This window comes from Bradyrhizobium sp. Kon58 (genome assembly GCF_055807455.1).
In genome coordinates this window covers 110952-130672 of sequence record NZ_JBVVOT010000016.1, presented here as the reverse complement: position 1 = coordinate 130672, position 19721 = coordinate 110952, and the positions used below count along the sequence as shown (strand labels likewise).

The 19721-nt window shown below is 64.6% G+C and carries 15 protein-coding genes; 8 read left to right on the top strand and 7 right to left on the bottom strand.

What is annotated here, in order from left to right; genetic code table 11:
• Positions 1-171: 171 nt before the first annotated feature.
• From AC0L20_RS24625 to AC0L20_RS24615, 3 genes are all read right to left on the bottom strand, one after another.
• Complete coding sequence (locus AC0L20_RS24625; protein ID WP_473293158.1) at positions 172-681, bottom strand: TIGR02281 family clan AA aspartic protease; 510 nt, start codon at positions 679-681, stop codon at positions 172-174.
• A 125-nt stretch (positions 682-806) separates the two neighbouring features.
• Positions 807-3284, bottom strand: a complete 2478-nt coding sequence (gene hrpB / locus AC0L20_RS24620) for an ATP-dependent helicase HrpB (protein WP_473293289.1) — start codon at positions 3282-3284, stop codon at positions 807-809.
• Between the two features lie 143 nt (positions 3285-3427).
• Entirely contained in the window at positions 3428-4744 is a 1317-nt protein-coding gene (locus AC0L20_RS24615) for a UDP-glucose dehydrogenase family protein (protein WP_473293155.1), read from the bottom strand.
• Positions 4745-4937: 193 nt separating this feature from the next.
• On the opposite strand from AC0L20_RS24615, the gene AC0L20_RS24610 reads away from it, so the two are divergent.
• From AC0L20_RS24610 to AC0L20_RS24600, 3 genes are all read left to right on the top strand, one after another.
• Positions 4938-6005 (top strand): acyltransferase family protein, encoded by a 1068-nt coding sequence (locus AC0L20_RS24610; protein ID WP_473293153.1) that lies wholly within the window; start codon positions 4938-4940, stop codon positions 6003-6005.
• A 251-nt stretch (positions 6006-6256) separates the two neighbouring features.
• Positions 6257-9337 (top strand): DNA polymerase I, encoded by a 3081-nt coding sequence (gene polA, locus AC0L20_RS24605; protein ID WP_473293150.1) that lies wholly within the window; start codon positions 6257-6259, stop codon positions 9335-9337.
• Positions 9338-9592: 255 nt separating this feature from the next.
• Entirely contained in the window at positions 9593-10228 is a 636-nt protein-coding gene (locus AC0L20_RS24600) for a LysE family translocator (protein WP_473293147.1), read from the top strand.
• A gap of 173 nt (positions 10229-10401) precedes the next feature.
• On the opposite strand, the gene AC0L20_RS24595 is transcribed toward AC0L20_RS24600, so the two are convergent.
• Complete coding sequence (locus AC0L20_RS24595; protein ID WP_473293144.1) at positions 10402-11028, bottom strand: glutathione S-transferase family protein; 627 nt, start codon at positions 11026-11028, stop codon at positions 10402-10404.
• Positions 11029-11202: 174 nt separating this feature from the next.
• Here AC0L20_RS24595 and pyrE point away from each other — a divergent pair, with 174 nt between their 5' ends.
• Both pyrE and AC0L20_RS24585 read left to right on the top strand, forming a co-directional pair.
• Positions 11203-11766: an orotate phosphoribosyltransferase gene (pyrE, locus tag AC0L20_RS24590; RefSeq protein WP_018460046.1), complete on the top strand. Its 564-nt coding sequence runs from the start codon at positions 11203-11205 to the stop codon at positions 11764-11766.
• 265 nt (positions 11767-12031) lie between these two features.
• Positions 12032-12808 (top strand): DUF2865 domain-containing protein, encoded by a 777-nt coding sequence (locus AC0L20_RS24585; RefSeq protein ID WP_473293141.1) that lies wholly within the window; start codon positions 12032-12034, stop codon positions 12806-12808.
• A 120-nt stretch (positions 12809-12928) separates the two neighbouring features.
• Here AC0L20_RS24585 and AC0L20_RS24580 read toward each other — a convergent pair whose 3' ends face one another.
• Positions 12929-13360 (bottom strand): hypothetical protein, encoded by a 432-nt coding sequence (locus AC0L20_RS24580; protein WP_027514353.1) that lies wholly within the window; start codon positions 13358-13360, stop codon positions 12929-12931.
• A gap of 189 nt (positions 13361-13549) precedes the next feature.
• On the opposite strand from AC0L20_RS24580, the gene AC0L20_RS24575 reads away from it, so the two are divergent.
• Positions 13550-13840: a GIY-YIG nuclease family protein gene (locus AC0L20_RS24575; RefSeq protein ID WP_473293138.1), complete on the top strand. Its 291-nt coding sequence runs from the start codon at positions 13550-13552 to the stop codon at positions 13838-13840.
• A gap of 63 nt (positions 13841-13903) precedes the next feature.
• Here AC0L20_RS24575 and AC0L20_RS24570 read toward each other — a convergent pair whose 3' ends face one another.
• Positions 13904-14161 (bottom strand): hypothetical protein, encoded by a 258-nt coding sequence (locus AC0L20_RS24570; protein WP_473293287.1) that lies wholly within the window; start codon positions 14159-14161, stop codon positions 13904-13906.
• A gap of 217 nt (positions 14162-14378) precedes the next feature.
• Here AC0L20_RS24570 and AC0L20_RS24565 point away from each other — a divergent pair, with 217 nt between their 5' ends.
• Together AC0L20_RS24565 and AC0L20_RS24560 are read left to right on the top strand one after the other, a co-directional pair.
• Positions 14379-16895 (top strand): glycogen/starch/alpha-glucan phosphorylase, encoded by a 2517-nt coding sequence (locus tag AC0L20_RS24565; protein ID WP_473293283.1) that lies wholly within the window; start codon positions 14379-14381, stop codon positions 16893-16895.
• Between the two features lie 94 nt (positions 16896-16989).
• On the top strand, positions 16990-17805 hold the full coding sequence (locus AC0L20_RS24560; RefSeq protein ID WP_473293136.1) for an acyl-CoA thioesterase: 816 nt from the start codon (positions 16990-16992) through the stop codon (positions 17803-17805).
• A 165-nt stretch (positions 17806-17970) separates the two neighbouring features.
• Here AC0L20_RS24560 and AC0L20_RS24555 read toward each other — a convergent pair whose 3' ends face one another.
• A complete protein-coding gene (locus AC0L20_RS24555) occupies positions 17971-19587 on the bottom strand; it encodes a phosphoenolpyruvate carboxykinase (protein ID WP_473293132.1) in 1617 nt (538 codons plus the stop codon).
• Between the last annotated feature and the right edge of the window lie 134 nt (positions 19588-19721).

Sequence of the window (19721 nt, the reverse complement as noted above, 5' to 3'; positions counted from 1 at the left end):
AAGAGCCAGATTTAATGCAGCCTTAGCGAATGCCGGGCTGCAGCGGAAGGCGGGAATGGCAGCTTATGGATGATAATTGCGGCAGTTTGGTAACGGGGAAATCTGGCCGCGAGAGTGGCCGAAATAGTGATCTTCTTGAAATATGTGATCGCTGGAGCCTTTGGAAGGACCTTACTGCTCCAGCACCATCTGGCCGTTGGCGTATTCGAAGCGCTTGAGACGGGAGAGGAAGGAGAGGCCGAGCAGGTTCTCGGACAGCGCCTCGTCGGGCAGCACCATGGCATCGACGTCGCGCACGACAAGCCCGCCGACATCGAGCATGGCGATGCGGGTGCGCGCGGCCTTGATGGTGCCGTTGGCGGTGGAGACGGTGGCGTTGTAATCGCCGCGCGAGGGCCGCAGGCCGAAACGGGCGGCCGAGGTCTCGTTCAGCGCAACCACGGAGGCGCCGGTGTCGACCATGAAGCCGATGCGCTGGCCTTCGATCCGGCCCTCGGTCTGGAAGTGGCCGCGGCCGTCGCGGGGGATGTTGAGGCTGCGGCCGCCGGCTGGCGCGGTGGACGCGACTGCTACCGTACGCGGCACCGACGTCGCCGAGGCGGAGCTCATCCTGTCTGCCATCTGCGCCATGAAGGTGCCGAGGCCGATCATGATCGCCGCGAAGATCATTATGTTACGCATCACACCACTCGAAGCCGAAGCTCGATTTCACCACGCGGCAGGCCGCTCCGCGAGCGACGCTGCGGCCAGAGCTGTGCTATTTTGACGAAAAGGATGAGCGGACGGTTAATGCGTGTTCGTAACGCTCACGTCCCGCGCGGCTTGACCCGGCGGGTCGGAAGCGCATTCGCCGGATCTTCTGGCCAGGGATGGCGCGGGTAGCGACCGCGCAAATCGGAGCGCACGGCGCTGTAGCTGCCGCGCCAGAAACCGGGCAGATCGCGCGTCACCTGCACCGGGCGCTGCGCCGGTGACAGCAGCTCCAGCACCAGCGGCACCTTGCCGGCGGCGATCGACGGATGGGTGTTGAGGCCGAACAATTCCTGGAGCCGCACCGCGATGGTCGGCCCCTGCTCGGCTTCATAGTCGATCGCGAGCACGCTGCCCGTCGGAGCCTCGAAATGCGTCGGCGCCTCGCGGTCGAGCCGCGCGCGCATCTCCCACGGCAACAACGCCATCAACGCGTCGGAGAGATCGCCGGCGGAGATATCCTTCAGCGCGATCTTGTCGTAGAGCGCCGGCACCAGCCAATCGTCGCGCCGCGCGATCAACCCGTCATCCGACAGGTCGGGCCAGCTGTCGCCCTCGGCCTTGCGCAAGAACATCACACGATCGCGCCATTGTCTTGCGGCCTTCGACCAGGGCAGCCGATCGAGGCCGGTGGCGATCAGCCCGTCTGCGAAGATGCGCGCGGTGTCCTCCGAGGGCGACACGGCAAGTGTCGCCTCGGAGAGCGTGATCGCGTGCAGCGCGCGCTTGCGCCGCGCCCGCAGCGCCATCGCGCCGCGATCGAACGATATCTCCTCGACGGATTCGATATGCTCGGCGAAATGCCGCTCGATCTCGTCCTGCGAGATTTGCGCTGCGAGCAGAATGCGCCCGCTCGCCGCCGTGCCGGTCATCTCGCCGATCGCGATATAGGGCGCGCGCGCGAGCGACGAGGTCTGATCCACGGCAGCACCCCGGCCGTTGGCGAGCACGAAACTGCCATTGCCGCGGTTGCGCGCAACGCGATCCGGGAAGGCGTAGGCCAGCATCAGGCCGGTCGAGAGATCACCTTCACCGGCCGCCGTCTTCTCTGACGCCGCCACCTGCGAGGCCCAGCGCCGCGCGAGGTCGCGCGCGCTTGCGGCCCGCGGGGAACGGTCGCGGCGGAACTGATCGCGCCGGTGCTCGAGATCGACGCTGTCGCCGCCAAGCCCGCGCTCGGTGATGATGGCGGCGATCTCGGCGGCGGCTTCGCCCTCGCCGGCACGATGCGAATCCACGATCATGCGCGCGAGCCGCGGCGGCAGCGCCAGCGCGCGCAGGCTCTTGCCCTCCGCGGTGATGCGGCCATCGTCATCAAGCGCATTGAGCTCGGCGAGCAGGCTTTTTGCTTCCTTCCAGGCCGGCTGCGGCGGCGGGTCGAGAAACGACAGCGCGGCGGGGTCGGCGACGCCCCATTGCGCGAGATCGAGCACCAGCGAGGACAGATCGGCGCTGAGAATCTCGGGCTGGGTGTAGGGCGCAAGCGAGGCTGTCTGAGGTTCGTCCCAGAGCCGGTAGCAGACACCGGGCTCGGTGCGGCCGGCGCGGCCACGGCGCTGGTCCGCCGCCGCGCGCGAGACGCGCACGGTCTCGAGCCGGGTCAGGCCGATGTCGGGCTCGTAGCGCGGCACGCGGGCAAGACCGGAATCGACCACGATGCGCACGCCCTCGATGGTGAGCGAGGTCTCCGCGATCGAGGTCGCCAGCACCACCTTGCGCGTGCCCTTGGCCGCCGGCGAGATGGCACGGTCCTGCACGGCGGCGTCGAGCGCGCCGAACAGCGGCACGATTTCGATGCTGGAATCCTGCACGCGTTCGCCGAGGAAATTCTGGGTGCGGCGGATTTCGGCGGCGCCCGGCAGGAACGCCAGCACCGAGCCGGCATCGGCGCGCAGCGCCGAGGCGATCGCATCCGCCATCTGCCGCTCGATCGGCGCGTCCGCCTTGCGGCCGAGATAGCGCGTCTCGACCGGAAAGGCGCGGCCCTCGCTTTCGACGACGGGCGCTTCGCCGAGCAATCTTGCCACGCGGGCGCCATCGAGCGTTGCCGACATCACGAGGATGCGCAAATCCTCGCGCAGGCCTTGCTGCGCATCGCGCGCGAGCGCGAGGCCCATGTCGGCATCGAGCGAACGCTCGTGGAATTCGTCGAACAGGATTGCGGCGATGCCCGACAGTTCGGGATCGTCGAGGATCTGGCGGGTAAAGATGCCCTCCGTCACCACCTCGATGCGGGTCGCGCGCGAGATTTTCGAGCCGAAGCGGACGCGATAGCCGACGGTCTCGCCGGCGCGTTCGCCGAGTGATTTGGCCATGCGGTCGGCGCTGGCGCGCGCCGCGATGCGCCGCGGCTCCAGCACGATGATCTTCTTCCCTCTGGCCCAGGGCGCATCGAGCAGCGCCAGTGGCACGCGCGTGGTCTTGCCGGCGCCCGGCGGCGCCACCAGCACGGCGGCATGGTGCGCCTCCAGCGTGCGCGAGAGCTCGTCGAGCACGGCATCGATCGGGAGGGGCGTGTCGAAACTGCGGGGCAAATATCTCGCTTCCGTCATCACCCGCCTTGTGCGGACTTGCGCACTGGTGCGGGCGATCCAGTAAACTCGGATCCCGGTTATTACGAAGATCGCGGATTACTGAATACCCCGCCTTCGCGGGGTATGACAATCATATGCCGCTATCAGCCCTGCACCGGCGGTCGTCCAATGCTCTCATACACGAAGCCCGCCGCAGCCATCTCCTCGGGACGGTAGATGTTGCGCAAGTCGACGATGACGGGCTGGGCCATGGTCGCCTTCAGCCGATCGAGATCGAGCGCCCGGAACTGCACCCATTCGGTGACGATCACGATCGCATCGGCGCCTTCCGCGCAGGAATAGGCGTCCTCGCAATAAGTGATGCTGGGCAGCTCACTCTTCGCCTGCTCCATGCCGACGGGATCGAAGGCCTTCACCTTCGCGCCCATGTCGATCAAGCCCGTAACCAGCGGGATCGACGGCGCATCGCGCATGTCGTCGGTGTCGGGCTTGAAGGTGAGGCCGAGCACGGCCACGGTCTTGCCGCGCAGAGAGCCGCCGAGCGCCTGGCTCACTTTTCGCGCCATCGCCCGTTTGCGGTTCTCGTTGACCGCCAGCACGGATTCGACGATGCGCAAGGACACATCGTAGTCCTGCGCGATCTTGATCAGCGCCTTGGTGTCTTTCGGAAAGCACGAGCCGCCGAAGCCCGGACCGGCATGCAGGAATTTGGTGCCGATGCGGTTGTCCAGGCCAATGCCGCGGGCGACCTCCTGCACGTTGGCGCCGACCTTTTCGGAGAGGTCGGCGATCTCGTTGATGAAGGTGATCTTGGTCGCGAGGAACGCGTTGGCGGCGTATTTGATCATCTCGGCGGTGCGGCGTTCCGTGAACATCAGCGGCGCCTGGTTCAGCGACAGCGGCCGATAGATGTCGCTCATCACCTTGCGGCCGCGCTCGTCGGCGGTGCCGACGACGATGCGGTCGGGGAATTTGAAGTCGCGGATCGCCGCGCCCTCGCGCAGGAATTCGGGGTTCGAGGCGACGACGACGTCCGCCTTGGGATTGGTCTCGCGCATGATGCGCTCGACCTCGTCGCCGGTGCCGACCGGTACGGTCGACTTGGTCACGACGACGGTGAAGCCGGACAGCGATTGCGCGATCTCTTTCGCGGCGGCATAGACATAGGACAGATCGGCGTGGCCGTCACCGCGGCGCGACGGCGTGCCGACCGCGATGAAGACGGCATCGGCATCCGCGACCGGCTTGGACAAATCGGTGGTGAACTCCAGCCGCTTGGCCTTGACGTTGGTCGCGACCAGTTCCTCAAGCCCGGGCTCATAGATCGGGATCTCGCCGCGATGAAGAGCCGCGATCTTCTTCTCGTCCTTGTCGACGCAGATGACGTCGTGACCGAAATCCGCAAAGCAGGCCCCGGACACCAGTCCCACATAGCCCGTGCCGATCATAGCAATGCGCATGAAAAACCCTGTTTGGCTTGGTTAACGAAACCGCAATTCCTACGCGGTTTAGCATTTTACCGGGGTGAGGGAACAGCCCGCGTACAAAAAACGGCACAGCACTTGTACCGGTAAAGAAATCGTAAGCAGCAAGGCGGCAAACTGCCCCGCGTTCACGCAGATCCTGGCGGAACACGCCTCAAAAAGAGACACCATGGCACCATCAGGCACAATCGCCGCGAGCGGGGGACTCAAGGCCCCCGCGGCTGCGCGTGTCGATTGGGTCGATTACGCCAAGGGCATCTGCATCGTCATGGTCGTGATGATGCATTCGGTGCTGGGGGTCGAGCTTGCCGCCGGCGAGACCGGCTTCATGCATGTTTTGGTGGCCTTCGCAAAGCCGTTCCGGATGCCGGATTTCTTCCTGATTTCGGGTCTGTTCCTGCCACTGGTGGTCGACCGGGACTGGCGAACCTATCTCGACCGCAAGGTAGTGCATTTCGCCTATTTCTATGTCGTCTGGGTGACAATCCAGTTCGGCTTCAAGGCCCCCGCATTCGCAGCGGAAACGAGCTGGCGCGACGCCGGCTTGCTCTATCTGGAATCCTTCGTCGAGCCGTTCGGCACGCTGTGGTTCATCTATCTCCTGCCGATCTTCTTCGTCGTCACGAAACTGACACGGCGCATGCCGCCGCTGGCGATCTGGCTGGTCGCCGCCGCGCTGGAGACTGCGCGCATCTCGACCGGGTGGACCGCGATCGACGAGTTCTGCGCACGCTTCGTCTATTTCTATTCGGGCTATCTGTTCGCGCCCTACGTGTTCGCGCTGTCGGACCGCGCGCGCAATCATCCCGCATGGGCGCTGACAGCGCTCGCGACATGGGCGCTGGTCAATGCCGGCCTCGTTGCGCTCGGGGCCAGCGAATGGAAAATCGTATCGCTCGTGCTCGGCTTCGCCGGTGCCTGCGCCATCATCACGATGGGCACGCTGCTCGCGCGCGCGCAATGGCTGAATGTCTTCCGCTTCTGCGGCGAGCATTCGATCGTGATCTATCTCGCCTTCTTCCTGCCGATGGCGGCGACACGAACGCTGCTCTTGCGCACGGGCATCATTCCCGACATCGGTGCGGTGTCGCTGATCGTGACCATCGCCGGCGTGATCGGCTCGCTCGTAATCTGGCAGATCGCGCTGCGCCTTGGCGGCAACTTCCTGTTCGAGCGGCCCGATGCGTTCTGGATCGCGCCGAAGAAGGCGGGCGCGCGATTGCAGGCGGCGGAGTAATCCTGCCTCCAAATCGTCGTCCCGGCGAAGGCCGGGACCCATACCGCGTGATTAGTCGATAGATCGCGGTCTTCGTACTGCGGCACGATCGCTTAGCTGCCAGTCTTCGCCAAACTTCGCCCTGTGGTTATGGGTCCCGGCCCCCCGTGCGCAATTGCGCACTAGGCCGGGACGACATTTGAGTGTGGGCTCCGGCCAGATTTCCCACATCCAAGGCTGTCAAAGGCCGCAAAAATTCATACATTGCGGCCATGCCCAAGAGCTCCCCAAAGACCACCGCCCAAGCTGACACCAAGGCTGCCGCGCCCAAGGCCGCCGAAACCAAGCCCGCTGCCGCGACAGCTGCTGCCAAGCCCGTCGCCGCGAAGGCGGCCGGCAAGGGCGACCATGTCTTCCTGGTCGACGGTTCCGGCTACATCTTCCGCGCCTACCATGCGCTGCCGCCGATGAACCGCAAGTCCGACGGCTTGCAGGTCAATGCCGTGCTCGGCTTCTGCAACATGCTGTGGAAGCTTTTGCGCGAGATGCCCGAGGACAACCGGCCGACGCATCTGGCGATCATTTTCGACAAGTCGGAAATCACCTTCCGCAACAAGATCTATCCTGAGTACAAGGCGCACCGGGCGCCGGCGCCGGACGATCTGATCCCGCAATTTTCGCTGATCCGCGAAGCGGTACGCGCCTTCGACCTGCCTTGCCTGGAACAGGTCGGCTTCGAGGCCGACGATCTGATTGCGACCTATGTGCGGCAAGCGTGCGAGCGCGGCGCGAGCGCGACGATCGTGTCCTCCGACAAGGACCTGATGCAGCTCGTCACCGATTGCGTCACCATGTACGACACCATGAAGGACCGCCGCATCGGCATCCCCGAGGTGATCGAGAAGTTTGGCGTGCCGCCGGAGAAGGTGGTGGAAGTGCAGGCGCTGGCCGGCGATTCCACCGACAACGTTCCGGGCGTGCCCGGCATCGGCATCAAGACCGCGGCGCAGCTGATCGTCGAATATGGCGATCTCGAGCAATTGCTGTTCCGCGCCACCGAAATCAAGCAGCCGAAGCGGCGCGAGGCGCTGATCGAGAACGCCGAGAAGGCGCGCATCTCGCGGCAGCTCGTATTGCTGGACGACAAGGTCGACCTCGACGTCCCGTTGGACGATCTCGCCGTCCACGAACCCGATGCACGCAAGCTGATCGCGTTCCTGAAGGCGATGGAATTTTCCACGCTGACGCGCCGCGTCGCCGAGTTCTCGCAGATTGATCCGGCCAACGTCGATGCCGATCCAGGCTATTCCAGCGGCGCCAGCGTCTTCTCGCCGCTGCCGCCTTCGGACGTCGTGCCGGCCCCGGGAACCGGCGCGCCGGCGCAAGCGCCAGTGGGCCAGCGCAATGCATCGGCGAGCAAGGAGGACAAGGCCGCGAGCCCGAAGGGCGCGCCGATCTCTCTCGCCGCCGCGCGCGAAGAGGCTTTGCGCAAGCTCCCGGTCGACCGCAGCAAGTACCAGGTCATTAAGACGCTCGCGGAATTGAACGCGTTCGTCGCGCGCATCCACGATGCCGGCCATGTCGCGGTCGAGATCCGGGCAAACTCGATCAATCCGATGCAGGCCGATCTCTGCGGTATCGCGCTGGCGCTGGCGCCGAACGATGCGTGTTACGTGCCGCTGGCGCACAAGCAGTCCGGCGGCGGTGCTGGCCTGTTCGACGCCGGCCTCGCGCCCGATCAGGTCAGGCATGGCGAGGCGATCGAGGCGCTGCGGCCGGTGCTGGAATCGTCAGGCATTCTCAAGATCGGCTTTGACGTCAAATTCACCGCGGTGATGCTGGCGCAGCACGGCATCACATTGTGCAACACCGACGATGCGCAGCTGATCTCCTACGTGCTCGACGCCGGCCGCGGCTCTCATGCGCTGGAGCAGCTGTCCGAGCGCTGGTTCGGTCACGCCATGCTGAAGGAGAACGAGCTGCTCGGCAGTGGCAAGGGCAAGATCACGTTCGACCAGGTGCCGATCGACAAGGCCGCGGCGCTGTCGGCGGAAGGCGCCGACATCACCTTGCGCGTCTGGCGCGTGCTGAAGCCGCGCCTTGTCGCCGAGCACATGACCACGGTCTACGAGACGCTGGAACGCCCGCTGGTGTCGGTGCTCGCGCGCATGGAACGGCGCGGCATCTCGATCGACCGCCAGGTGCTGTCGCGTCTCTCCGGCGACTTCGCCCAGACCGCGGCGCGCGTCGAGGCCGAGATCCAGCAGATCGCGGGCGAGCCCGTCAATGTCGGCAGCCCGAAGCAGATCGGCGACATCCTGTTCGGCAAGATGGGACTGTCCGGCGGCACCAAGACCAAGACCGGCGCGTGGTCGACCACCGCTCAGGTGCTCGACGAGCTCGCCGAGCAGGGCCACGACCTTCCGAAGAAGATTCTGGAGTGGCGCCAGGTCTCCAAGCTGAAATCGACCTACACCGACGCGCTGCCGACCTACGTCAATCCCCAGACCCACCGCGTCCACACGACCTACGCGCTGGCCGCGACCACGACGGGCCGGCTGTCGTCGAACGAGCCGAATTTGCAGAACATCCCGGTGCGGACCGAGGATGGGCGCAAGATCCGGCGCGCCTTCATCGCAACGCCAGGGCACAAGCTGGTCTCCGCCGACTATTCGCAGATCGAGCTGCGGCTGCTCGCCGAGATCGCCGACATTCCCGTGCTGCAGCAGGCGTTCAAGGACGGCCTCGACATTCACGCCATGACGGCATCCGAAATGTTCGGCGTGCCGATCGAGGGCATGCCGAGCGAAATCCGCCGCCGCGCCAAGGCGATCAATTTCGGCATCATCTACGGCATTTCGGCATTCGGCCTCGCCAACCAGCTCGGCATCGCGCGCGAAGAGGCCTCCGCCTACATCAAGAAATACTTCGAGCGCTTTCCCGGCATCCGCGCCTACATGGACGAGACGCGCGACTTCTGCCGGAACCACGGCTATGTCACGACGCTGTTCGGACGGAAGATGTACTATCCCGACATCAAGGCTTCGAACGCCTCGGTGCGCGCCTTCAACGAGCGCGCCGCGATCAACGCCCGGCTCCAGGGCACCGCCGCCGACATCATCCGCCGCGCTATGACGCGGATGGAGGCTGCACTGGCCGAGAAGAAGCTCTCGGCGCAGATGCTGCTGCAGGTGCATGACGAACTGATCTTCGAGGTGCCGGATGCGGAGGTCGAGGCCACGCTCCCCGTCGTGCAGCACGTGATGCAGGACGCGCCGTTCCCGGCCGTGCTGCTTTCGGTGCCGCTGCATGTCGATGCACGCGCAGCGAACAATTGGGACGAGGCGCACTGATCGGACGGCGTCGTCCCTTCCAAACTTACGATGTCGTCCCGGCGCAGGCCGGGACCCATACTCCCAGGATCGAGTTGGGCGAAGGTTGCCAACTACAATCTCGCGTCAAACTTCTTCTTGAGGGTATGGGTCCCGGCCTTCGCCGGGACGACCTATAGAGAGAGACACGAATCGAATTGTCCTCCGAGCAATTGCGCGATGGCCCCACTGCGCCACGCATATTAGAACTATGCCGTCTCCCGCACCGGTTCAGCCATGCCCCACACCTCCGCCCTGCTCGGCTTCGCTCTCGTCTGCCTCGGCCTCGTGCTCACGCCCGGGCCGAACATGATCTACCTGATCTCGCGTTCGATCACGCAAGGCCCAGTGGCGGGCATCGTCTCGCTCGGCGGCGTGGCGCTCGGCTTCGTGTTCTACATGCTGTGCGCCGCATTCGGCATCACGGCGCTGCTGCTCGCCGTTCCCTTTGCCTATGACGCGCTGCGCTTTGCCGGCGCCGGTTATCTGTTGTGGCTGGCCTGGCAGGCGGTGAAGCCGGGCGGTCGCTCGCCGTTCCAGGTGAAGCAGCTTGCCATCGACAGCCCGCGCAAATTGTTCGCAATGGGGTTCGTCACCAATCTGCTCAACCCGAAGATCGCGATGCTTTATCTCGCGCTGCTGCCGCAGTTCATCGACCCCACCGCCGGCAGCGTGCTGGCCCAGTCCGTGGTGCTCGGCGCGATCCAGATCGCGATCAGCGTCAGCGTCAATGCCATGATCGCGCTCGCGGCCGGATCGATCGCGCTGTTTCTCGCAAGCCGGCCAAGCTGGATGCTGGTCCAGCGCTGGCTCATGGGCACGGTGCTGGCCGGGCTTGCGGTGCGGATGGCGGTCGAGGCGCGGAAGGTGTGAGGGCTTTTTCACCTCTCCCCGCCTGCGGGGAGAGGTCGGATCGCTCTTGCGATCCGGGTGAGGGGGTACAGGTCTCAGGGCCATCTCATCCACGGAGAGAGGCCCCTCACCCCAACCCTCTCAGCGCGAGCAAAGCTCGTCGCGACCCCGTAAGAACGGGGAGAGGGAGAAGATCAATCCAGCTTCGCCTCCATGCCCCGCTTCACCGCCGGGCGGGCCATCAGGGCCTCGTACCAGCGCTTGACGTGGGGGAAGTCGGCCAGGTCAACCTTGTGGCGAGGGTGACGCCAGGCCCAGCCCAGGATGGCAAAATCGGCAACCGAGAGCTCGCCGGCGACGAAATCGTGGGCCTCTAGCCGGCGGTCGAGCACGCCGTAGAGCCGTCGCGTCTCCGCCATGTAGCGCTTGAGGCCGTAGGCGCGGTCCTGCTCGTTCTCGAGCGCGATGAAATGGTGCACCTGGCCCGGCATCGGCCCGAAGCCGCCCATCTGCCACATCAGCCATTCATAGACGGGGATGCGGCCCGAAAGCGATTTCGGCAGGAATTTGCCGGTCTTTTCGCCGAGATACAGCAGGATCGCCCCCGACTCGAAGATGCTGACCGGCTTGCCGTCCGGGCCATCCGGGTCGAGGATCGCGGGAATCTTGTTGTTGGGCGAGAGCTTCAGGAACCCCGGCGCCATCTGTTCGCCCTTGCTGATATTCACCGGGATCACCTTGTAGGGCAGCCCCATTTCCTCCAGCGCAACCGAGATCTTGCGGCCGTTCGGCGTGTTCCAGGTGTGCAGCTCGATGGTCATTTGTCGTGTGTCCTTCCCGGGGATATCCAGCATCCACCTACTCCAGAAGGTTGCACCCCCACAACCGGCGGGCCGGGATGGCCGATCCCTGTTGACGGGGGAAGCCCCCTCTGGAATGTCGGGGCCGTCGCGGATAAATTCCGCCACTTCCAAAAACGCTCCCGAGGGCCCGCCGTGTCTAAATCAGCCTCCCGCGCCCGCCTGTTCGAGATCATCCGCCGGCGCTCTTTCGGCCGCGGCGAGGTGACGCTCGCGTCGGGTCGCAAGAGCGACTTCTACTTCAACCTCAAGCCGACCATGCTCGACCCGGAGGGTGCGACGCTGCTCGCCGAGCTGACTTATGAGGCGCTGAAGGACGACCAGCTCGATTTCATCGGCGGGCTCGAGATGGGCGCGGTGCCGCTGGCCGGCGCGCTGGCGCAGATCTCCTGGATCAAGGGCCATCCCATCGCGGCCTTCTTCGTGCGCAAGAAGCCGAAGGAGCATGGCGCGAAGCTCGCGATCGAGGGGCTGCCCAGGGGCGAGACGCTGGAGGGCAAGCGCGTCGTGATCGTCGAGGATGTCACCACCACCGGCGGCTCGGCGATGAAGGCGGTGGAAGCGGTGCGCGAGACCGGCGCGGAGGTAGTGCTGGTGCTGACCATGGTCGACCGCGAGGAAGGCGCCGACGACACCTTTGGCGCGGCCGGCCTGCCCTTCCGCTCGCTGTACAAGGCGTCGGAGTTCTTGAAGGCTTGAGCGGCTAAACTTTCTCCGCCGTCGTGCCCGGGCCTGACCCGGGCATCCACGCCTTTGCCGCACCAGAGATCGTGGATGGCCGGGACAAGCCCGGCCATGACGACGTCCCCCCATTCGGCGACACCGCTCCCCCTCAACCGCTCATTTACCATCCCGCCTTATGGTGAATCATGTGCTGAGACTTGAGGGTCCCGGCCGGTTGGGTAGCGTCGGGTGGAGTAAGCGTTTGCGTACAGTCATGTCCCATGCGCGCCGGAATCGCGCGATGCTCGTCGCCGCCACACTGGCAGCACCGCTGCTTGCGGCCCCCGCCCCGGTTTCGGCCGAAGGCCTGTTCGATTTCTTCTTCGGTGGAATGCAGCAGCAGCAGCGGCCGCAGCGTGAGGTGCCGCAGCAGGCGAGTTCCTACGCCGATCCCTTCACCGGCCAGCAGAATGCCGCAAGCCCGCAATACGTGCCGCCGACACGTTCGGCCGCGGCCGGCGGCTCGGGACCGGCGTTCTGCGTCCGCAGCTGCGACGGCAAATATTTTCCGCTGATGCGCGGTCTCACCTCGCCCGCGCAGATGTGTCAGGCCTTCTGTCCTGCGAGCGCCACCAAGATCTACTTCGGCTCCTCGATCGACGGCGCCGCGTCGCAGACCGGCGAGCGCTACGCCGATAGCGAGAACGCGTTCGCCTATCGCAAGGCGCTGCGCGCCGACTGCACCTGCAACGGCCGCGAGCCGGTCGGCCTCGCGCCGGTCGATCTGGCGCTGGATTCGTCGCTAAAACCCGGCGACGTGATCGCCACCAGCGACGGTCTGGTTGCCTATACCGGCATCCGCGTCGGCAACGACCAGGCCGCGGACTTCACCCCGGTCGCCTCTTATCCCGGTCTCACCGCGCAGGTCCGCGCGCGGCTCGGCGAGATGAAGGTGGCGCCGGTGCGCGCCGATACGGTGGCGGCGGATGGCCCCGCCGCGGAGATCGTACGCGAGACGCTGCCTGATGTGACGGTGCCGAAGACGCAGAAGCCTGCGAAGCGGGCGGGGCTGGACTAGCGCGGTCGTCTATAGCCAAGCCGTCATTGCGAGCGAAGCGAAGCAATCCAGTCTGCCTCCGTGGAGGTACTCTGGATTGCTTCGTCGCAAGAGCTCCTCGCAATGACGGAGGATGGTGGATCACCGTCCGATGATCACGCCGATCACGTTCGGCGCCGCCAGATATTTCTCCTCAATCGCCGCGCGTGCGGCGGCGCGGTTGTCTGCCGTGAGCAGGCCGCGCTTCTCGGCCAGGATCATCCAGCAAAAACCCCACCAGTCGGTGAGCATGCCCTGATCGTCGACGAGGTCATAACCCTGCTCGGCGGCGAAGATGCGCGCATGCGCTTCGTCCAGCGTGTCGAGGAACAGATGGTCCTCGGCCGAGAACAGATCGTCGCTGACGTCGTCGATGGTGTAGCCCCAGATCGACTGGCACACCGCGTTGAACTCGCGGTCGAACTGGTCGTCGTCGACCGCGTAGCGCCGCGCCGCCTGATGCAGCCGCGACAGCGAGCGCGCGAAATCGGCGATCCTGGTGAGGGCAAACTGGTCGAAGGCAATGGTGGACATGTAGTCCTCGCGAGGTCTGGCGGACGCTAGATATTGTGTCGGCAATGCGCCGAATCACAATGATATATCAAAGACTTGCTAAGGTGTTCTTAATTTGTTCTGATGCTTGTCGCGATTGTTGAAGAGCGTCGTCCTGGCGAAAGCCAGGACCCATTACCCCGGTCAGCGTTGCCCTTGCGAGCTGAGGCCATGAGCGCAAGCAGCTACTACGTCTACATCCTGGCGAGCCGCCATCACGGGACAATTTATATCGGCGTCACCAACGACATCCGCGCACGGCTTGAATTACACCGCTCGGGTCGGGATTCGAAGTTCGTGCAACAGTACAAGATATTCCGCCTCGTTCACGTTGAAGCATTCGCGACTCCCCAGGAGGCTATCGCGCGCGAGAAGCAATTGAAGTTCTGGAAGCGGGACTGGAACATCAAGCTGATCGAGGAGGAGAATCCCGACTGGAATGACCGGTCGGGCCTTCTCTGACAGTCGGGGTAATGGGTCCTGGCTTTCGCCGGGACGACACCTTCTTCGTTGCACCAGTCATGCTCAATTCATCGCCGACATCAACTTGTCCCCACACGCGCTTGCATAAAACTTGCCGCCGCATTGGCGCTTGATGGCGGCGCAGCGGGCGGCGGGGGATGCGTTTTGCGGGAGCGTGACCGCGCAGCTCAGGCCGTCGGCGCTGCGGCCCAGCTTGCCGGCGGCGAAGGCAGCGCTGGACGCGGTGATGCAGACGACGAGGAAGGTGGCCGCGGCGATTTCGATCAGCCGTCGCATCAGAGGTCTCATCAGAGAGTTCATCAGAGCTTTCATGGGCGTCTCCTCCACACTGATGGCTGAATTGGCCGCCATTCTAGCACCAAATCCGCGTTTCCCCGTATGCGTCCGGGTTCCCAAATCGGCCCGTTCCTTGCATAATTTTACGCCAGCGCAGTGCACGGTCGCACCAGCGACGGTTCCGGTGCACGGGCAAGATGCGTAGGGTCAGTAGTGTTCTCGCGACCAGGAAGTGACGACTTTGCAAGATTCATCGTTCCAGCCCAATTTCTCCGCCCCCAACCAGCCCATCGACGAACTCGCGCTGGCTGAGATCAAGGGCGCGATCCTGGCGAAGCTGCGCCTTGCCATCGGCAAGGATGCGGGCATGGCGACCAAGCACGACTGGTATCAGGCCGCGGCGCTGGCGCTGCGCGACCGTATCGTGCATCGCTGGCTCACGGCCGAGAAGCACAGCTACGATGCGGGGCGCAAGCGCGTCTATTATCTCTCGCTCGAATTCCTGATCGGCCGCCTCTTCAGCGACGCGCTGAACAATATGGGGCTGCTGAAGATTTTCGAGGTCGCGCTCGGCGATCTCGGCGTCTCCTTGCCTGAGCTGCGCAAATGCGAGCCGGATGCGGCGCTCGGCAACGGCGGTCTCGGCCGCCTCGCCGCCTGCTTCATGGAAAGCATGGCGACGCTGTCGATCCCCGCGATCGGCTACGGCATCCGTTATGATTACGGCTTGTTCCGTCAGATCATCAATCAGGGCTGGCAGCAGGAATATCCGGACGAATGGCTCGGCTTCGGCAATCCCTGGGAATTGCAGCGGCCCGAAGTGATCTATGACATTCGCTTCGGCGGCGGTGTCGAGCATGTCGAAGACAAGGGCCGCGATCGCGCGATCTGGCATCCGTCCGAGACCGTGCAGGCGATGGCCTATGACACGCCGATCGTCGGCTGGCGCGGCCAGCACGTCAACGCGCTGCGGCTGTGGTCGGCACGCTCGCCCGATCCGTTGAAGCTCGACGCCTTCAACACCGGCGATTATGTCAGCGCCAGCGCCGAGCAGTCGCGCGCGGAAGCGATCTGCAAATTCCTCTACCCGAACGACGAGAGCCCGGCGGGCCGCGAGTTGCGCCTGCGCCAGGAATATTTCTTCGTCTCGGCCTCGCTGCAGGACCTGATCAAGCGGCATCTTGCATCCGACGGCCAGCTCCGCAGCCTGTCGAGCAAGGTCGCGGTGCAGCTCAACGACACCCATCCGAGCCTGGCCGTCACCGAGCTGATGCGGATCCTGATCGACGATCACAATTTCCGCTGGGACGAGGCCTGGAAGATCACGGTCGCCACGCTGTCCTACACCAACCACACCCTGCTGCCCGAGGCGCTGGAGACCTGGCCGGTCGAGCTGTTCGAACGGTTGCTGCCGCGGCATCTCGAGATCATCTACCGCATCAACGTGCAGCACCTCGCGCTCGCGGAGGCGCGCGCCCCCGGCGATATCGACTTCCGCGCCTCGGTCTCGCTGATCGACGAGCGGAGCGGGCGGCGCGTGCGCATGGGCCAGCTCGCCTTCGTCGGCTCGCACCGCATCAACGGCGTCTCCGCGATGCATTCGGACCTGATGCGCGAGACCGTGTTCCACGATCTCAATCATCTCTATCCCGGCCGCATCACCAACAAGACCAACGGCATCACCTTCCGCCGCTGGCTGATGCTGGCGAACCCGAAACTGACCGATCTGTTGCGCGAGACCTGCGGCGATGCCGTGCTCGATGATCCGACGCAGCTCAGCCTGATCGAGGCCCGCGCCAGCGACGTCGAATTCCAGAAGAGGTTCCGCGCCGTCAAGCTTCACAACAAGACGGCGCTGGCGCGCCTGATCGGCGAGCGGCTCGGCATCAAGGTCGATCCGAGCGCGCTGTTCGACGTGCAGATCAAGCGCATCCACGAATACAAGCGCCAGCTTCTCAACGTCATCGAGACCGTCGCGCTGTACCAGGCGATCAAGGACGATCCCAACGGCAATTGGGTGCCGCGGGTGAAGATCTTTGCGGGCAAGGCGGCGGCGAGCTACCGCTACGCCAAGCTGATCATCAAGCTGATCAACGACGTCGCGGAAGTCGTCAACAACGATCCCGCGATCGGCGGCAAGCTCAAGGTCGTCTTCCTGCCCGACTACAATGTCAGCCTCGCCGAGGTGATCATTCCCGCGGCCGACCTCTCCGAGCAGATCTCGACGGCCGGCATGGAAGCCTCCGGCACCGGCAACATGAAGCTGTCGCTGAACGGCGCCCTCACGATCGGCACGCTCGACGGCGCCAACATCGAGATCCGCGACCATGTCGGCGCGGAGAACATCGCGATCTTCGGCATGGAAGCCGGCGACGTGATGATCCGGCGCAAGCAGGGGCTGGACGCTTCCGACGTGATCCGCAATTCGCCGAAGCTCCAGCGCGCCATCAACGCGATCGGCACCGGCGAGTTCTCGCCCGGCGATCCCGGCCGCTTCGAATCCATCGCGCACGCGCTGCGCTATCTCGACCATTATATGGTCAGCGCCGACTTCGATTCCTATTACGAGGCGCAGCGCAGCGTCGATGCGCGCTGGCAGGTGGCGCCGGCCTGGACCCGCGCCTCGATCCTCAACGTCGCGCGCATGGCATGGTTCTCTTCCGACCGCACCATCCGCGAATACGCCGAGGAGATCTGGAACGTGCCGGTCAACCCGACCACGCCGCTGCTGCCGACCTTGCGCGACATCGCTGGCTGAATTTCCGCGACGTGAAATCGGTTACTCACGAGGTAATTGCACAAGCCGGCGGCGGACGTGATATGACGTCCGTCATTGAACGCCGGACCAAACAATGCACGCCAAGCTCCCGCACCCTTTCGACGATGCCACCCGCGTCACCGCCGGCGACTCCAGCTGGCAGGGGCACACCAGCGACGACTATTGGGCCTTTGTCGGCCCGTTCGGCGGCTTCACGGCCGCGACTATCCTGCGTGCGCTGATCGAGCATCCGGAACGTGCCGGCGACCCGCTGGCGCTCACCGTGAATTACTGCGCGCCGATCGCGAAGGGGCCGTTCGATCTGGATTTGCGACTGGTGAAGGCTAACCGCTCCAGCCAGCACTGGAGCGTCGAACTGTCGCAAGGCGGCGGCGAGGTCGCAACGCTCGCCACCGCCGTATTCGCCGAACGCCGGCCGTCCTGGGAGCACAGGGTGGCGCAATATCCGGATGCAAAGCCGTTCGAAGAGACGATGCCGTTCCCGAAGATCGCGGCGTCCTGGGCCAACCAGTACGAATTCCGCTTCGTCGAGGGCGAGATGCGGATCGGGCCGCCCAAGTCGGAGCTCGCCAGCACTTACTCAAAGCTCTGGATCAGCGATCGCGAACCGCGCAAGCTCGACATGCCGTCGCTGATGTCGATGTCGGACGCCTTCTTCGGCCGCATCTTCCATGCGCGGCGCGAGCTGGTGCCGTTCGGCACGGTGTCGCTGACGACGTATTTCCACACCGACAGCGAAGAGCTCGCGGTCGAGGGCATCACGCGCGTGCTGGCGACGGCCGATTCGAAGATCATGCACAAGAGCTACGCCGACCAGAACGCCGAGCTGTGGTCGCCGAACGGAAGGTTGCTCGCGACGACGACGCAGATCGCGTATTTCAAGGCTTAGCTGCTCCCGCAAGTTCGTCATTGCGAGCGCAGCGAAGCAATCCAGACTGTTTCCGCGGAGGGATTCTGGATTGCTTCGCTGCGCTCGCAATGACGGTGGAGAGACATCTCGAAAAGCAAAAGGGCGGCCTCGCGGCCGCCCTTTCGAATTTCAAACGACGCAAGCTTACTCCGCCGCGAGCTTCACGTCCGGTGCAGCGGCGCGGACCTCGGCGTCGACCTGGGCTTCGAACTTGGCAAAGTTCTTCTGGAACATGCCGACCAGCGCGCGGGCGGTCTTGTCGAACTCGTCCTTGTCCTTCCAGGTGTTGACCGGGTTGAGGATCTCGCTCGGCACGCCTGGCAGTGCGGTCGGGACCGCGAAGCCGAAATATTTGTCGGTGCGGAATTCGACGTTGCGAAGCGAGCCGTCGAGCGCAGCGGTCAGCAGCGCGCGCGTCACCTTGATCGGCATGCGCGAGCCGGTACCGTACTTCCCGCCGGTCCAGCCGGTGTTGACCAACCAGCAGTCGACATTGTGCTGGGCGATCAGGTCGCGCAGCATGTTGCCGTAGACGGAGGGATCGAGCGGCAGGAAGGGCGAGCCGAAGCAGGTCGAGAATTCCGGCTGCGGCTCATTGCCGAGACCACGCTCGGTGCCCGCGACCTTGGCGGTGTAGCCCGAGAGGAAGTGATACATCGCCTGCGCCGGCGAGAGCTTGGCAATCGGCGGCAGCACGCCGAAGGCGTCGGCGGCGAGCATCACCACGTTCTTGGGCTGCGGGGCGCGGCCGGTGCGCGAGGCGTTCGGGATGAATTCGAGCGGATAGGCCGAGCGCGTGTTCTCGGTCTTGGAGCCGTCGTCGAAATCGACCACGCGGGTGTCTTCGTCGAGCACGCAATTCTCGAGCACCGCGCCGAAGCGCGTCGAGGCGGCGTAGATCTCGGGCTCGGCTTCCTGCGACAGCTTGATGCACTTGGCGTAGCAGCCGCCTTCGAAGTTAAAGACGCCGTTCGGGCCCCAGCCGTGCTCGTCATCGCCGATCAGCGTGCGGTTCGGATCGGCTGACAGCGTGGTCTTGCCGGTGCCGGACAGGCCGAAGAAGATCGCGGCATCACCCTTGGCGCCGACATTGGCCGAGCAATGCATCGGCATCACGCCGCGCTCGGGCAGATAGTAGTTCAGCGTGGTGAAGACCGACTTCTTCATCTCGCCGGCATAGTAGGAGCCGGCGATCAGCACGATCTTGCGGGCGAAATCGATCGCGACGACGTTCTCCGACTTGCAGCCATGGCGCTTTGGATCGGCGCGGAAGCTCGGCATGTCGATGATCGTGAGCTCCGGCGTGAAGCTCGACAACTCGATCGCCTCGGGACGGATCAGCAGCGTGCGGATGAATAGCGAGTGCCACGCGAGCTCGGTGAAGACGCGGGTCTTGATGCGATATGCCGGATCGGCGCCGCCATAGAGGTCCTGCGCGAACAGCGACTTGCCTTCGGCGTGCTTGAGGAAGTCCTGGTAGAGCGTCTCGAACTGCTCTGCGGTGATCGACTGGTTGCCGGCCCACCACATCTTCTTGTCGGTGGTGGCGTCACGCACCGTGAATTTGTCCTTGGGGCTGCGGCCGGTGAACTCGCCGGTGTCGGCGCAGAGCGCGCCATCAGCCGACAGCACCGCCTCGCCGGCGGAGAGCGAGTATTGATAGAGTTGCGGCGCACCGAGGTTCCAGTGAACCTGCTTGAGATTCTTTAAGCCGAATTTGTCGGCGCCGAAGGCACCGTTGCGCACGCCCGTCTCTTGCACGAAAAATCCTCCTAGAACCCACTCAGCGCGATCATGCTTGGCGCCGCCGCGGTCACCGTGATTACAGGCCGTCCGGCCTCGGTTGGAACGACCTAATACTGATGAACGCTGGCGTTGCCAAGCTGATCCCTTAG